This window comes from Cyclobacterium xiamenense (assembly GCF_009467825.1).
GTDB lineage: Bacteria > Bacteroidota > Bacteroidia > Cytophagales > Cyclobacteriaceae > Cyclobacterium > Cyclobacterium xiamenense.
Window position 1 is genome coordinate 64,329 of sequence record NZ_WIOK01000009.1, and the last position, 15,923, is coordinate 80,251.

Below are 15,923 nucleotides of genomic sequence, written 5' to 3' on the forward strand. Positions count from 1 at the left end.
TCAGACGATGAGTGATAGAATTCATACCTTAAGCGGCTATTTTCACGAATACCAGAAAAGTGTAGCAGATCCGGAAAATTTCTGGGCTCGTGTCGCGGATTCGTTTCATTGGAAAAAACGCTGGGATAACGTACTGGACTGGAATTTTGAGGGACCGGATGTGAAATGGTTCGTCAACGGCAAATTAAACATCACCGAAAACATTCTGGAAAGGCACCTGTTCACCATTGGCGATCGGCCGGCCATTGTTTGGGAGCCCAACGACCCTACAGAGGAAGGGCGTACCCTTACCTACAGGCAATTGCATGCGGAAGTATGCCGGTTTTCCAACGTGCTTCACGAGAAGGGCGTGCAAAAAGGAGATAAAGTGATCATCTACATGCCGATGGTACCCGAGGCTGCGGTAGCCATGCTCGCCTGTGCCCGCGTGGGTGCCATTCACTCTGTGGTTTTTGCAGGATTTTCCAGCAATGCCCTTGCGGACCGCATCAACGATTGCGAGGCAAAGGTGGTTCTCACCTCGGATGGAAATTTTCGTGGAAAGAAAAAAATTCCCGTAAAGGGAGTAGTAGACGAAGCCCTGGACAACTCCTCTTCGGTAGAAACCGTGATCGTCTACCAGCGAACAAAGCAGGAAGTTACCATGAAGGAGGGCCGGGATTTCTGGTGGCACGACGTTATTTCCGGGGTAGCTACCGAGCATCAGGCCGTGGAAACGGACAGCGAAGACACCCTATTTATTCTGTATACTTCCGGCTCTACCGGTAAGCCCAAAGGGGTGGTGCATACCTGTGGCGGCTACATGGTCTATGCCAAGTATACCTTCGAAAACGTATTTCAATACAACCCGGGAGACGTGTACTGGTGTACGGCGGATATCGGATGGATTACGGGGCATTCGTATATTGTCTACGGTCCCTTGTTGTCCGGAGCGACATCCATTATGTTTGAAGGGGTGCCTACCTTCCCGGATGCGGGAAGGTTTTGGGCCATTGTTGATAAATACAAGGTCAATCAGTTCTATACGGCACCAACCGCCATTCGTGCCTTGCAGGCCTATGGTACGGAGCCCATTGCGCCCTACTCGCTTGATTCCTTGAAAGTACTTGGTTCCGTGGGAGAGCCCATCAACGAGGAGGCCTGGCACTGGTACCATACCCATATCGGAAAAACAAAATGCCCCATTGTCGATACCTGGTGGCAGACGGAAACCGGTGGGATCATGGTATCCCCGCTGGCGGGGATTACCCCCACAAAGCCCGCTTACGCCACCCTGCCCCTACCCGGTATACAGCTGGCAATCATGGATACGGAAGGAAAAGAGTTGACCGGTAATTCGGTGGAGGGCAACCTCTGTGTGAAATTTCCCTGGCCGGGAATGATTCGCACAACCTATGGAGACCACGACCGCTGCAAGCAGACCTATTTCTCGGCCTACAAAGGCATGTATTTTACAGGGGATGGTGTAAAACGGGACCACGACGGGTATTACCGGATCCTTGGCAGGGTCGATGACGTGATCAACGTTTCGGGCCACCGAATGGGTACCGCAGAAGTGGAAAATGCAATAAACGAACACCCGCTGGTCGTCGAGTCGGCTGTAGTCGGGTATCCCCATCAGGTGAAAGGGCAGGGAATCTATGCCTACGTTATCTGCGACATGACAAACCGTACCGAGCAAAATTTGGTTAACGAAATCAAGGACACGGTAACGAAAATTATTGGGCCCATCGCCAAACCGGATAAAATACAGATCGTTCCGGGCCTTCCCAAAACGCGGTCCGGCAAAATCATGCGGCGTATCCTTCGAAAAGTAGCCGAAGGCAGCATGGACAATTTGGGCGACACCTCTACCCTGTTGGATCCGGAAGTGGTCGATCGTATCATCGAAGGACGAATTGAATGAGGTAATTTTCATTCCCGACCCATGTCGTTGAAGCGCGCGGCGGAATCCGTGCGCGTTCCTTTACTTCCTAGCTACCCGTTCCATGGCCAATGTCATCGTCAATCGGATCATTGATTTCCTAAAGAACTACCCGCCCTTCAGCTTTCTTTCGGAAGAATTGCTGGGCCAGGTAGCCCGGGAAGTGGATTTGCTGTACTTTGAGACGGATGAGTTGTTGTTTCAAAAAGGCGAGCCCGCTAAAAGCTATTTTTTTGTAGTCAAAGAAGGGGCGATCAAGCTGACGGAACAAGTTGCCGAAAAAGAGGAGACCGTCGAGTTTTGTGACGAAGGGGATGTTTTTGGGGTACTGGCGCTTCTGGGAAAGCGGCCGTACATACTCAATGCCCGAGCGAACGAACCCAGTCTGGTAATCGCTGTACCGGTGGGGATTTTTGAAACAATCCTGAAGGAAAACAGTCAGGTCAGCCTTTACTTTGCCTCTGGCTTCGCCGCGGGGCAGGTAGTCGTACGGTCCAGTCTGTCGCAAACGCAGAAGGTCCGGGCGCTTTTTGGAACAAGGCGAAATGAAAACGGGCTGATGTTGTTTTCCGGGCAACGGACCATCCGGTACTCCGATCCGGTGATTCACTGCCCCCTGGGCGCGACCGTTGCCGAAGCAGTGGCAGAAATGGCCAGGGCCAAAGTGGGATCCATACTGGTCGTGGACGGTAACCAGCATCCCCGCGGGATCATCACGGATAAAGACCTCCGAAACCGGCTTATCGCTCCCGGGTTGCCGTACGATACACCGGTAGATCGGATCATGAGCCATCCGGTGATCACCGCTAAAACGGACCTGGAATTTTCTCAGGTGTACCTAACCATGATCAAGCACCGCCTGCACCATTTGGTATTTACCGAAGACGGAAGCCCGGATTCCGCGCTGCAGGGAATCATTTCGGACCACGACATTCTCCTCTCCCAGGGCAATAGCCCCGCCGTCTTGATCAAAGCACTACAGGAAAGTGACGATGTGCACGAGTTGGCCAAGCTAAGAAACCAGGCAGAGGAAATGCTGCGGTACTACCTGGAAAATGAATTGGCTATTGATTTTATCGCCGGAATTCTCACAGAAATCAACGACACGATCATACGAAAAGCCATCGAAATGGCGAAAAAAAGGCTGGAGCCCCGCTTTCCCGAACTTCAGGAGCTGGAATTTTCCTTTCTGGTATTGGGTTCCGAAGGCCGAGGCGAACAATTGCTTCGAACGGACCTGGACAACGCGTTGGTCTACCAGGACGTATCCGAAAATCGCAGGGAGCAGACGGAAAATTTTATGCAACTCCTGGCTCGGGATGTGATGGAAGTCTTGTTTTCCTGTGGCTTCCACTCCTGCCCTGCCGAAATGATGGCTACGAATCCGCGATGGTGCCAGCCGCTTTCGCAATGGAAGCGTTATTTTAGCCAGTGGATTCGGGAGCCCGATCCGCAATCCCTGATGATGGCCAGTATTTTTTTTGATTTTCGGTCGGCTGGAGGCAAGCAGGCACTGGCGGATGCATTGACCCAACACGTATACGATGAAATCGATCAGGGGAACGTTTTTCTTAATTTCCTGGCAAAAAATGCCTTGTTGAACCCACCTCCGCTAGGCTTTTTCAGGAATTTTATGATAGAGAAATCTGGCAAGCACGCAGAGAAATTCGATATCAAACTGCGGGCGATGATGCCCCTTGCCGATGCCGCACGGGTGTTGGTACTAAGCCATCGCGTGGTGGGCATCAACAATACCTTCAAACGATACGAAAAACTGGCCGAGTTGGAGCCCAATCAGGCTACGCTGTTCCGGGATGCGGGAAAAGCCTATGAGATTTTTATGCGTATCCGCGCGCTTGAAGGCCTGGCCTCTGAATCGTCCGGACGCTTTATTCAACCAAACAGCCTTGGAAAGTTGCAGCGGCAGCTACTGAAAAACGCCTTTTTTCCCATCGATGAAATCCAGAAGATCTTGAGGGTTCGCTTTCAACTTGATTATTTTGGCAGCTGATATGAATTGGAAAGCCCTATTTGGTTCCTCACCCCTGCCCAGCCCGGCGTATATCAAGAGCTACGAGAAATCGCTAGTGCGAAAAATTGCAAAAAGTAAACCCTTGTCTGAATTGGAGTTTCTGGTAGTGGATACAGAAACCACCGGACTGGATACCAAAAAGGACCAGGTGCTTTCCTATGGCGCCGTGCAGGTAATTAACAACCGAATTCGCGTGTCGACCTCCAGGGAATTTTACCTCAAGCCCAAGATAAGAAACCGGGAAGCGATTAAAGTTCACGGACTGGTGCAGGAGCGGCCTTTTGTAAGCAGGGAATTATTGATTCGGTCTTTTCTTGAAGATGCAGCCCAGAAAATACTCGTGGGGCACCACTTGGGTTTTGACCTGGCCATGCTCGAGCGAGCGGGTAGATCGCTGGGCTTGCGAAAAATAAAAAACCCCGGGCTTGACACCTACGATCTGGCGGTTCGCCTGGATCGAGGCCGGTATTACGACCCCCGGACCATTCCCAGTCGTGAGTATTCGCTGGACCGGCTTTGCGAGCGCTACGGGATCTCTCTGGATGACCGGCATACCGCAGCCGGCGACGCCTTTCTCACGGCACAACTGCTGATCAAACTATTAAAAGTAGCTGCAGCAAAGGGTATCCGGAGCTATGGAGAATTGATGGTATAGGCTAGTCAAAAAACTGGGTCTCCAGCTGTCCGGTCGCTTGAACGTGAATCACCAAATCGGTCCGGGTAGGATAAATACCCGTGATACCGATTTTAGGATCTTCCAACAGTACCTGTGCTACGGGACTTTGCCATTCCCCAAATTGGGCCAGTAGCGTTTCTGCCTCGTTCAGGTAATCCTGTATGGGAAAAATGGCCCGCTTTTCCAGGTTTTTCCGAATTTTTCTGCGCTTGGACCAGTTGACGGTATTGGTTAGGAAATTTTTGGTTTTCACTTTGAATTCAATATCGGTGAAGAAAATCTGTTGCTTTAGCTCGTCAAAAACGGGTTTGCCTGCCAGGTAAAACTGACCGGCTAAATCCTTCTTCCCTTCCCGTAATCCGATAAAATCCATGGAAACCAACAGCCGCTCCCCGAGGTGACTTACGGAAATCGTTCCCGGTCGCATGCGGGTCTTGCTGTTCAGGACGATAAGACTGTCCGCCAGGGTTTCGTTCAGCTGGCTGGCGATTTCCTCGAAACTCAGGCTTATGGGGATGGTGATTTTCAGGTTATTGCCGGTGACCTCCTCCAGTGTCAATGCTGGAAGCGGTGCCAGTTCGGTTGCCAGGGGCCGGTCTCTTTGGCTGACCATTTCGGCTGTAAGGCCGATACCGAGCTGGAGTTCCTGATCCGGGGTGAGTTTTTGGTGAATCCGCAAGCTTTCTGGCTGGGGATACACGTAATTTCCGGAAATGCCATTGGGAATGTACCGGGGTTTCCCGAAGCTGTCCCAAAAGTTTTCGGCCAGCCTTCGAAAATCCAGCGCCGCAAGGGCTCCGTCGCGCAACTGATTTTCCATGATGGTCACCACCTGCCGTTTGACCAGGGGTTCAAAATCAAACTGAAGTCCCAACACATCGAATGAAAGCGGTTTTCCTAGCGAACGTATTTCCAGATCCTGGATATCAAAACTCCAGTCCTTATTCAAAACGGGAAGAAAATCAATCTCGGGAGACAAAGCCTGTTCGAAAGGCAGCGCGGTGGACACGCGTTGTCCAAAGATGCGCTTTTCGAGTCGCAGGGTTCCGTCGGCTATCACGGGCATGCCCAATTGGAGCTTGCCTTGATCGGAGGCAGCCAGGGACAGGTTACCGGTTTTCTCCAGGTGGATGTCAGCGACCAGGCCATCCCCTAATTCAAGCCCCTTTTCGTCTATCAGCTGTTGGCTTAATTGCCGATTGATCCGCTTAGCGATAGACGATAGCGGGATGTTTAGCTGAAGGTTTATTGCGGCGCCGGCGGCTGGAACCTCGGGTGGCGCTGGCGGATTGTCTACCCGAAGGCTGCGGCAGGCAGCGCCAGCCAGCAAGAGCAGTAAAAAGGGAAAGAAACGATAGCAGGGAAGGCTCATGGTAGTAGAACGCAGGAAATGAATAAATCGGTTGCCGCCGGGTAATAAATTACGTAAGCGGCACAAAGATAGGACTATTCCAAAATTTTGTGCAACCGTTGAACTTTAAAGCCCGCAAATTCGGTTATTAAAATCGTAAATCAATCGAGGCATATGAGCTGGAAAAAACTAGCTAGTTTATCGCAACTAGATCAATTAAAGGAAGAAAGCAAAGAGAAACCGGTGGTGATTTTTAAGCATTCAACCCGCTGCTCGATCAGTAGCATGGCCTGGAATCGGATGGAGCGCAGTTGGAAAGCAGAAGACAGTGAGCGCTTGTCCCCGTACTTTTTGGACTTAATTGCTCACAGGGACATTTCTAACGCCATTGCCGAGGAGTTTGCCGTGGCCCATGCTTCCCCACAGGTCATTGTAATTAGAGACGGAAAAGCCGTTTACAACAACAGCCACATGGGAATCAATTACCGGGAAATCGTTTCCGTCGAGGGGTAGGTTTCGGGAAAGGTTTATTGCTGTCCCGGATTTTAGCCGTTAAATCCCATATTTTGCCCTCTATACTTTTTACCAACAGGCATTAAACCGCGGGGAACTTCGGCAGTCTAATCCTCATACACGTTAACCAAACGAATACGATGAGGATTTTTACGCTTAGTTTCTTTTTTCTGGCTATTTCCCTGGCGGGAAGCAGCCTACAGGCCCGACAGGATCGCCCCAGTCCCCCGCAGATTCGAGGGCAGATAGTGGAGCAAGGCAGTCAGGACCCCATGATTGGCGCCAATGTGGTGCTCAAGACCCAGGGAGATAGCCTGATTACTTCCACTACGACGGGGCCAGACGGCAAGTTCAGCATCGCCTATCCCCGGTTGCCCGTATTCAAATTAGAAATAACCTACGTGGGCTTTGAGAAAGTGACGCGGGAATTTTCCCGTGGAATGCCTCTTGATTTGGGCGTGATCGGCATCCGGGAGGACAGTCAGCTTTTGGGCGAAGTGGTGATAGAGGGCGAGACCAGCGTGGGCGAAATGAAGGGCGACACAGCGGTTTTCAACGCCAGCGCCTTTAAGACCCGGGAAAACGCCATGGCCGAGGACCTAATCGGAAAGCTGCCGGGCATTACCATCGAAAACGGCCAGGTACAGGCGCAAGGCGAACAGGTGCAGAAAGTGTTGGTGGATGGAAGGGAATTTTTTGGAAGTGATCCATCCATTGCCCTGAGAAATTTGCCGGCGGATGCCATCTCCAGCGTGGAGGTGCTGGACCAACGCTCCGACCAATCCCGCCTTACCGGCCTGGACGATGGGAATTACGCGAAGACCATCAATATCATCACCAAAGGAAACATGCGCAACAGCTATTTTGGCCGCGTGTATGGGGGCTATGGCACCGACAATACCTACTCGGTCGGAGGAAATATCAATTTTTTTAACGGAAACCGACGGATCTCGATCATCGGCATGTCAAATAACGTAAACCAGCAAAACTTTGCATCCGACGATTTACTCGGCGTAAGTGGTGGCCTGGGTGGCGGCGGGCGCAGGGGCGGCCGAAGAGGCGGCCCCGGAGGGGGAGGCAATAGTTTCGGCGTACCTTCGAATAATGGGATTATTACCACCAATTCCCTGGGGCTGAACTACAGTGACAAATGGGGTGAGAAAATTAATTTTACCGGAAGCTACTTTTTTAATGCCACGGACAACACCGTTTTTGAAAACACCAATCGGGAGACGGTTATTACCGAAGATCAGCGACAGGTGTATCAGGAAAATCAGCTTAGTACGATTACGAATAACAACCACCGGATGAACGCACGGATGGAGTACGATATCAACGAAAAGAATGCGTTGATCATCAGTCCCAGCATTAATTTCCAGGATAATTTCCGGTACAGCAACCTGGAAGGGCTAAACCTGGACCAGTCCCTGGACTCCCTAAGTGATACCCGAAACCTGACCGAAAACGAAACCCAGGGCTATTCCATTTCCAATAACCTTACCTACCGCTACAAATTTGATAAAGTAGGCCGGACGATTTCTGCCGATTTGTTTACATCCTGGAATCAACGGGACCAGTTGACGGACTTGATTTCTTCCAACAAGGACTACGTTCGAAACGCATTCGATACGCTGGTGCAGGAAACCACCGCTCTTTCGGATGGGTTCAACTACCGGACAAACCTAACCTACACCGAACCCATCAGCGAAAAATCCGTGGCGACCCTTTCGTACCAGATCGGAAACAACAAGAGTGCTGCCGACCAAAAGACCTTTCAGCTAGCCAACGAGCAGGGCATCATGGTCTTGGATACAGCTTTAAGCAATGAGTTTGACAACAAATTCCTTACCCAACGAGCTGGATTGGGATATCGGTACAACAACAAGGGACTGAATATCAACATGAACCTGGATTACCAGTATGCAGTATTGGACAATCAGAGTGAGTTTCCAACGGTGGGCACCTTTTATCGGGATTTTAAAAACCTCATGCCTACGGTTACCATGAATTACCGTACCGAGGGAGGTACCAGCTATCGGTTTCGTTACCGTACCCGTACCGATGAGCCCAGTGTCAACCAGCTGCAAAACGTGATTAATAATAGCAATCCGTTGAACCTGTCGGTCGGAAACCCCTCCCTTGGTCAAAGTTACAATCACTCCATGTTCGTGAACATGTCTCGGTTTAATATGGAGACCAATAAAACGTTCTTTGCGTTTCTATTCACAAATTTCAATACCAATTTTATAGGCACCAATACTTTCGTGGCTCCTCAGGATACCCTGATTAACAACGAGGTTCTACTCAGGCGAGGCGGGCAAATCACCAGCCCGGTCAATCTAAACGGGCAAATGAATGCCCGGCTATTCCTAAGCTACGGTACCAGCATCCCCAAATGGAAAACCAAGGTCAATTTGAACCCTGGACTTAGCTATGGCCGAACCCCGGGAATTATCAATGGACAAACCAATACCAACGAGAATATAGACATTCGGCAGGGGGTTACGTTTGCCAGTAATATCAGTAAAGATGTGGATTTTACGCTGTCCACTACGGCTACCTATACCCTTGTCAACAGCAGCCTCCAATCAAATCTGGACCAGAATTATTACATCCAAAACAGCAACCTGCGGTTTTATTATTCTCCAAATGACGGGAAGACCTTTATTGCCAATAATGTGAACAACATGCTGTACCGGGGCCTTTCGGAAGGGCTGGACCAGTCCGTTTGGTTATGGAATATTGAAGCAGGATACCGTTTTCTTAAAAACAATAAGGGAGAGTTGAAAGTGTATGTCTTTGACCTATTGAAACAAAACAATAGCATCTCCAGAAGCATCTCCGATGTGGCGGTTACCGATACTTTCTCAAACGTACTTACCCGTTACGGCATGATCTCTTTTACCTATATTATCGGTAACTTCAAAAAGTCCGATTTGCCGGATCAGGAGCAGCGACCGGGAGGATATTCGGGTGGAAGAGGTGCCCGAAGCTGGTAAATTATCCGTATATTGATCAAGACCTATACGAAAATGCCATGACGAAGGAAATCAGGCTCAGGTGCTGGATTACCATTGGAGGAGAGAAATTTTTCGGACCGGGCCGGGTAGAATTACTCGAACGCATCCAATCGGAGGGCTCGCTTTCCAAAGCGGCCAGGCAAATGGGCATGTCCTATAAAAAGGCCTGGGATATGGTCAATGACCTAAATAGCCGGGGGAGCGAGCCCTTCGTACGCCTAAAGAAAGGGGGCGAAAAAGGCGGTGGAGCTGAACTCACGGAACACGCCCAAAACTTGATTTTCAGGTTTGAGAAATTGTCCGAAAAATTGAAAAAAATTACCGAAGAAGAAGCCGAAATCCTAGATAAGATCTAACGGCTTCTATTTTTTTCATCCCATATCTAATATGGTCAAAACTGCCAAGAAGGGGATTTTTTTGGATTTAGGTAAAATCGATATATATTTATAAATATATCGAATTACATTCTATAGGCGGATTGTATGAAATGCAATGGTAAGGCATTTTTATTGTTTTTGGGGTTAATGCTCTTTTATCGGTTGATATGGGCTCAGACGGAACGCCCGATTTTGGTCGCTGCTGCTTCGGATCTAAAATTTGCCCTGGATTCAATTATCTTGGTTTTTAACCATGAAAAGCAAATCACCGTTAAGCCCATTTATGGTTCCTCCGGAAAATTATACGAACAGCTTTCCAATCGGGCACCTTTTCATATTTTCATGTCGGCAGATGTGCGCTACCCGGAATTATTAGCCGAAAAGGGCCTGACGGCATCTGAAATTTATGCATACGGAGTAGGCAGGTTGGTGCTATGGAGTAGAAAGTATGATGTAAAGGAACTTGGGATGGAGGCTTTTCAGCAGCCCTGGGTAAAGAAGGTAGCGATCGCCAATCCCGATCACGCTCCCTATGGAAAACGGGCGGTGGAGTCGCTGGCCTTTTATGGCTGGAATGAAAAGCTGGCCCCCTCATTGGTAAAAGGAGAAAACATTTCTCAGGCCGCTCAATTTGTCGCTACGGGAGCGGCAGATTTGGGAATGATTGCGTTATCTTTGGCCCTTTCACCCACCATGAAAAAGTATCAGAGGTCTTACTTTCTTATCCCGGAATCAAGTCATTCCCCCCTGGTCCAGGGCGCGGTCGTTACCAGGCATGGGGAAAATAGTCCGGAATCGTATGCCTTTATGGCGTTTTTGAAAGGGGAAAAGGCACTCGGTATTCTCCGCTATTTTGGTTTTTCCCAACCTTCAAACTGATGGATTTTAGCCCCTTCTTTTTGACCCTGAGGCTGGCGCTGTTTACCACGCTAATTCTTTTTCTGATAGGTATCCCATTGGCTTATTGGCTGGCATTTAGCAAGTTCCGGATTAAGTATATGGTAGAAGCAATTGTCAGTTTGCCCCTGGTATTGCCTCCCACGGTTTTGGGATTTTACTTGTTGTTGTTTTTTAGTCCGGAGAATCCGATAGGGGGCTTCCTGGATCGTTATTTTGACCTGCGTCTGGTATTTACCTTTCCGGGGCTGGTGCTGGCTTCGGTTATTTACAGTTTGCCATTTATGGTTCAGCCCTTGCGTTCCGGTTTTACCGGGATCCCAAAGGCCTGGATAGATACCACCCAAACCCTGGGAAAAGGGCGGTGGGTTACGTTGACACGGGTGATGCTGCCCAATATGAAAAGTGCACTGCTTACAGCGGGTGTCTTGTCTTTTGCCCATACCGTGGGAGAGTTTGGAGTGGTATTGATGGTAGGAGGCAATATTCCCGATGAAACACGAGTGATTGCAGTCGCCATCTATAACGAGGTGGAAGCCATGAATTATGGGCAGGCCAATACCTATAGTCTGATTCTCATTGGATTTTCCTTTCTGGTCTTGCTCATTACCTATTGGCTGAATCGCGATAAAAGCAGGGTTTTGAGCTATGATTGAGTTGGCACTGGAAAAATCATTATTTGGGCCGGATGGGAAGTTCACCGTACGGGTTTCCTGTCACCTGAATCCGGGGGAGATGGTCGGCCTCTACGGCCCCTCCGGCGTAGGAAAGTCGAGTGTGTTGCGGATGATTTCGGGATTGATGAAACCAGAAACAGGCCAATTGAAAGTAGCTGGTGAGGTATGGTTTTCCAGCGAGCAACAAATAAACCTGAGACCCAACAAACGAAATATAGGTATGGTATTTCAGGAGCATTCGCTTTTTCCAAACATGACCATCCGGCAAAATCTGGAGTTTGCCCTGGAAAACGGGCAGCAGGCAGCCATTGTGGGGGAATTGCTCGAGCGGGTGGAGTTGACGAAACTGGCGGATAAAAAACCAGCTGTGCTTTCCGGTGGTCAGAAGCAGCGGGTAGCCCTGGCGAGAGCCATGGTACGCAAGCCTGCGGTACTCTTGCTAGATGAACCATTTTCGGCCCTGGATATGAAGATGCGGGCAAACTTGCAGGAATACCTCATGCAGTTTCATAAAGAGTACGGGCTCACTACGCTTCTGGTGAGCCACGATGCCTCGGAAATCAGCCGAATGGCCAGGCGGGTGTTGGTGATGGAACACGGAACCTTTAGTTTCGACGGACCCCCTTATCAGTTTTTTTCCCAGTAGAATTTTCCTCTATTTCTTTACTCGTTGGTGTTTTTTTGGAAGGGAATTGCTATTTTTCTTTCAATTTCCTTTAAAAAAAATAGCAGAACATGGACGTCTGGCTTTTATTCGGCCATTGTTCTTAAAATCTGCCTCCCGAATCTATGCAAGACGTTTCGACCTTATTATTACGCATGAACGAACGCGTGAATGGCTGGAGAGGTGTCGGCGACCAGCGGCACGTTTTTCTCGGCTGTTACACCTTGATGAGTCAGGCCATGCACGAGGCCATTGAGGAAGGGCAATTTACCAATGCCCCCTGGGTTTCCAGGTTGCTGCTTCGATTTTCGGAGTATTATTTTGAGGCCCTTTCCCGATACGATCAAGATCCCGATCGCTCGCCGCTGGTGTGGCGTCAGGTTCACGATGCCTGCTTGAATCCGGAAATCAACGTCACCCAGCATTTATTATTGGGAGTAAATGCGCACATCAACTACGACCTACCCCTTGCGCTCCACGATTGCCTGGCCGAGAACTGGTTGCAGTTGCCCGAAAAGGAAAAGGAATCGCTGCGGACCGATCACGAACTAGTAAACGAGATAATCGCCCGCACCATTGACACCGTGCAAGACAGCATCGTTAACCCATCTTCCTGGACCATGGAAGCCCTGGATGTATTCATGGGTCGCCTGGACGAGTGGTTGCTTTCAAAACTCATCAGCTCCTGGAGAAACGATGTTTGGGAGGTAAACCTGCACCTGTTGGCAAGCGCTACGGAGGAGCAACGCGCGTACATCCGAAAAGAACAGGAAGCGCTGGTCCTGAAAAGGGCCCGTCAGTTTATGCGCTACCTGTAGTGTAGCCGTTTTTCAAATTCCCTACCTGGAGTTTCGACGATTGGCAAAAAAGGCTTGTTTTTTTCGTTGCTTTTCCTTGTTGTGCTCTTTCTTTTCCTGCGCCGTCATGGGTTTGTCGGTTTGTGGAAACGGATTGTTGTCTTCCACGTTAATTTTTTGACGGATAAGGTTTTCGATGGCGCGTACGTCTCCGTTTTCTTCCGGCTCGCACAGGGAAATGGCCGTGCCGGATTCTCCCGCCCTTCCGGATCTCCCGATCCGGTGCACGTAGGTTTCGGGGTCTTCCGGAATGTCGTAATTGATGACGTACTGGAGCTTGTCGATATCAATGCCCCTGGCAGCAATGTCCGTGGCCACGAGTACCCGAATGGAGCCATCCTTGAATTGGCTGAGGACTTTCTGCCGGTGATTCTGTGCCTTGTTACCATGAATGGCAGCCGCCTCTATGCCGGCCCCTTTCAGATTTTTTGTGATTTTATCGGCTCCGTGTTTGGTTCGCGAAAACAGCAAGACCTGGTCAATCTTTTTATCTTTCAGAATATGAAAAAGCAAGTCTTTTTTGGTGGACTTGTTGGTATAATATACCTTTTGTTGCAGGGTTTCGGCGGCCGAAGAGACGGGGCTCACCTCAATTTTGATCGGGTCGGTCAATATTTCATTGGCAAGTCCTACGATGTTGTCCGGCATGGTGGCAGAGAAAAAGAGGGATTGCCGTTTTGCGGGTAGTAATTTCAGCAACTTTTTGATGTCGTTGATAAACCCCATGTCCAGCATTCGGTCGGCTTCGTCCAGAACAAAAATCTTAATTTGATCCAGCTTGATGTATCCCTGATTGATCAGGTCCAGGAGCCTTCCCGGGGTGGCCACCAGGACATCTACCCCCCGGTTTAGGGCACTCACTTGTGAGCCTTGCTTTACCCCACCGAAAATGACCGCATGCTTCAGTCGGGTATATTTTCCATAAAACTCCAGGTTTTCGTGGATTTGAATGGCTAATTCCCGGGTAGGGGTAACAATGAGCGATTTGATCCGTACCCGGCCTTTCTCTACCGACGAATCGGTATGTAGCAGCTGAATGATGGGTAAGGCAAAAGCGGCTGTTTTGCCGGTACCAGTTTGAGCACTACCCAAAATGTCTCTTTTGGCCAATACCTGTGGAATGGCCTTTTTTTGAATGGCTGTTGGCTCTACGTAATTCTTTTCCTGAAGTGCTTTCAGTAAGGGTTCTATTAAATTTAGTTCTTTAAATGTCATGAAATCGTATGGTTCGAATGACCGAAATGGCCATAAAATTAGTATCTGATTAAATTTTTGTGGAGAAATGATCGGTTGTTGGAAATTGCCGATGGGAATCGGTTACCTTTTCCAGCTGTTGTTCCTGCACCGTTAACGCATCTTGGGCGGCTTAAAAGGAAAATGTGAGCGGGCGGAAAAACGCATTTTTTTCGCAGGGCAACGGCTGATTTTAGCAGTCGTTTCGTTTATTCCGGGTAAAGGTAGTCAGATTTATTGAAAGGAATGCGGGATATGGCCTGAAATATTTGTTTCTAACAACTCGCGCTTGCCTTGTAAACGAAGGGTTTTGGGCGTTTGGTTCCATTCTTACCCGGCAAACCACTCCGGGTACCCGTTGGGGGCCCTGTCGGAAGGTACCGGGATTTGTGCCTCCCATGGGGAAACGGGTAGAACTTTCGGCGGCCGGGCTGGGTTTATAGATGAGGTGTTTTACAGGCATGAAAAAAGAAAAACTTTTACTCTGGACGCTGGCAGCGGTTAATTTTACCCATATCGTGGATTTTATGATCATGATGCCGCTGGGGCCGCAATTGATGCGGGTCTTTGCCATCTCACCCCAACAATTTGGCTTGTTGGTATCTTCCTATACCTTTAGTGCAGGTATTAGTAGCTTTATTGGGGCCTTTGTGCTGGATAAATACGACCGACGAAGCATATTTCTTTGGGTGTTTGTGGGTTTTCTGGTTGGGACGCTGGCCTGTGCGCTGTCGCCCAATTATGGATTTTTGCTTGCGGCACGTATCGTTTCGGGATTGTTTGGAGGGCTTACTTCGGCCCTGATTTTCGCCGTTATTGGGGATGCGGTTCCGGACGGTAGGCGTGGAAGGGCCATGGGACTGGTCATGGGGGCGTTTTCCGTTGCATCGGTTTTCGGGGTTCCTTTTGGCCTGTTTATCGCCAGTCTTTCCAGTTGGCACGCACCTTTTTTCTTTTTGGCGGTATTGGCTTTGGTGATTCTTTGGTTGATTTACCGGTACGTGCCCTCCATCACGGCACACCTGCTGCAGCAGGGGGATGCCCGGCCCAATCCCCTGCAAGTCATCCGCCGGGTTACGGGCAATGCCAATCAGATGCGGGCCATATCCCTTACGGTGCTGATGATGCTGGGTCAGTTCATGATCATTCCTTTTTTGAGTCCGTTTATGGTGTCCAATGTGGGTTTTTCGGAATTGGAATTGACCTATATTTACATGGCAGGGGGATTTTTTACGGTATTTACTTCCCCTTGGGTAGGTAGGTTGACGGATACGTACGGCAAGGTCCGGGTTTTTTCTGTATTTATGACCTTGAACGTGATTCCAATTGGGATTATAACCCATCTGGGTATTACCCCCCTGTTCGTTGCGCTGCTCGTTTCTACGGTTTTTTTCATTACCTCCAATGGCCGGATGGTTCCCGCTGCTGCACTGATTACCGGTACCGCCAAACCGGAAAACCGGGGGAGTTTTCTTAGTTTCAATGCTGCCGTGCAACAATTGAGCGCAGGCCTGGCGTCTTTCCTGGCAGGCATGGTGCTGGTGGAAGGCGTAGATGGTCAATTGTTGCATTTTGAATGGGTGGGATATGCAGCGATTCTTCTCAGTTTGTCTTGCATTCCCTTAATCCGGAAAATTAAAGTGGTAGACACAGAGGCGGTGCTGGAGAAAGTGCCGGCTGCCACTGCTGTAGAAAAATAGAA

13 protein-coding genes are annotated in these 15,923 nt (G+C 49.5%); 11 read left to right on the forward strand and 2 right to left on the reverse strand.

Annotated elements, in window-relative coordinates; all coding sequences use genetic code 11:
• Positions 1–7: 7 nt before the first annotated feature.
• The 3 genes from acs to GCU44_RS08760 all read left to right on the forward strand — a co-directional run bounded on the left by acs (position 8) and on the right by GCU44_RS08760 (position 4,611).
• The gene (acs, locus tag GCU44_RS08750) at positions 8–1,906 is read left to right on the forward strand and encodes an acetate--CoA ligase (RefSeq protein ID WP_154855977.1); all 1,899 of its coding nucleotides are present in this window, start codon (positions 8–10) and stop codon (positions 1,904–1,906) included.
• 82 nt (positions 1,907–1,988) lie between these two features.
• Positions 1,989–3,935 (forward strand): DUF294 nucleotidyltransferase-like domain-containing protein, encoded by a 1,947-nt coding sequence (locus GCU44_RS08755; protein WP_154855979.1) that lies wholly within the window; start codon positions 1,989–1,991, stop codon positions 3,933–3,935.
• Position 3,936: 1 nt separating this feature from the next.
• Complete coding sequence (locus tag GCU44_RS08760; RefSeq protein ID WP_154855981.1) at positions 3,937–4,611, forward strand: 3'-5' exonuclease; 675 nt, start codon at positions 3,937–3,939, stop codon at positions 4,609–4,611.
• A gap of 1 nt (position 4,612) precedes the next feature.
• Here GCU44_RS08760 and GCU44_RS08765 read toward each other — a convergent pair whose 3' ends face one another.
• Positions 4,613–6,004, reverse strand: a complete 1,392-nt coding sequence (locus GCU44_RS08765) for a DUF4403 family protein (protein WP_154855983.1) — start codon at positions 6,002–6,004, stop codon at positions 4,613–4,615.
• A gap of 153 nt (positions 6,005–6,157) precedes the next feature.
• Here GCU44_RS08765 and ytxJ point away from each other — a divergent pair, with 153 nt between their 5' ends.
• The 7 genes from ytxJ to GCU44_RS08800 all read left to right on the forward strand — a co-directional run bounded on the left by ytxJ (position 6,158) and on the right by GCU44_RS08800 (position 12,949).
• Complete coding sequence (ytxJ, locus tag GCU44_RS08770; RefSeq protein WP_154855985.1) at positions 6,158–6,496, forward strand: bacillithiol system redox-active protein YtxJ; 339 nt, start codon at positions 6,158–6,160, stop codon at positions 6,494–6,496.
• A 140-nt stretch (positions 6,497–6,636) separates the two neighbouring features.
• Positions 6,637–9,495, forward strand: a complete 2,859-nt coding sequence (locus tag GCU44_RS08775; protein ID WP_154855987.1) for an outer membrane beta-barrel protein — start codon at positions 6,637–6,639, stop codon at positions 9,493–9,495.
• 38 nt (positions 9,496–9,533) lie between these two features.
• The gene (locus GCU44_RS08780; RefSeq protein ID WP_154855989.1) at positions 9,534–9,872 is read left to right on the forward strand and encodes a winged helix-turn-helix domain-containing protein; all 339 of its coding nucleotides are present in this window, start codon (positions 9,534–9,536) and stop codon (positions 9,870–9,872) included.
• A 126-nt stretch (positions 9,873–9,998) separates the two neighbouring features.
• Positions 9,999–10,772 carry a molybdate ABC transporter substrate-binding protein gene (modA, locus tag GCU44_RS08785; protein ID WP_154855991.1) on the forward strand — a complete coding sequence of 258 codons (774 nt, stop codon included), beginning with the start codon at positions 9,999–10,001 and terminating at the stop codon, positions 10,770–10,772.
• On the forward strand, positions 10,772–11,446 hold the full coding sequence (gene modB / locus GCU44_RS08790; RefSeq protein WP_154855993.1) for a molybdate ABC transporter permease subunit: 675 nt from the start codon (positions 10,772–10,774) through the stop codon (positions 11,444–11,446). Before modA ends, modB begins: the two co-directional genes overlap by 1 nt.
• A complete protein-coding gene (locus GCU44_RS08795; protein ID WP_154855996.1) occupies positions 11,439–12,113 on the forward strand; it encodes a sulfate/molybdate ABC transporter ATP-binding protein in 675 nt (224 codons plus the stop codon). The genes modB and GCU44_RS08795 overlap by 8 nt, the downstream gene beginning before the upstream one ends.
• A gap of 143 nt (positions 12,114–12,256) precedes the next feature.
• Positions 12,257–12,949, forward strand: a complete 693-nt coding sequence (locus GCU44_RS08800) for a DUF5995 family protein (protein ID WP_154855998.1) — start codon at positions 12,257–12,259, stop codon at positions 12,947–12,949.
• Between the two features lie 21 nt (positions 12,950–12,970).
• On the opposite strand, the gene GCU44_RS08805 is transcribed toward GCU44_RS08800, so the two are convergent.
• Complete coding sequence (locus tag GCU44_RS08805) at positions 12,971–14,203, reverse strand: DEAD/DEAH box helicase (protein ID WP_154856000.1); 1,233 nt, start codon at positions 14,201–14,203, stop codon at positions 12,971–12,973.
• Positions 14,204–14,682: 479 nt separating this feature from the next.
• Here GCU44_RS08805 and GCU44_RS08810 point away from each other — a divergent pair, with 479 nt between their 5' ends.
• Entirely contained in the window at positions 14,683–15,921 is a 1,239-nt protein-coding gene (locus GCU44_RS08810; RefSeq protein WP_154856002.1) for an MFS transporter, read from the forward strand.
• Positions 15,922–15,923 lie beyond the last annotated feature (2 nt).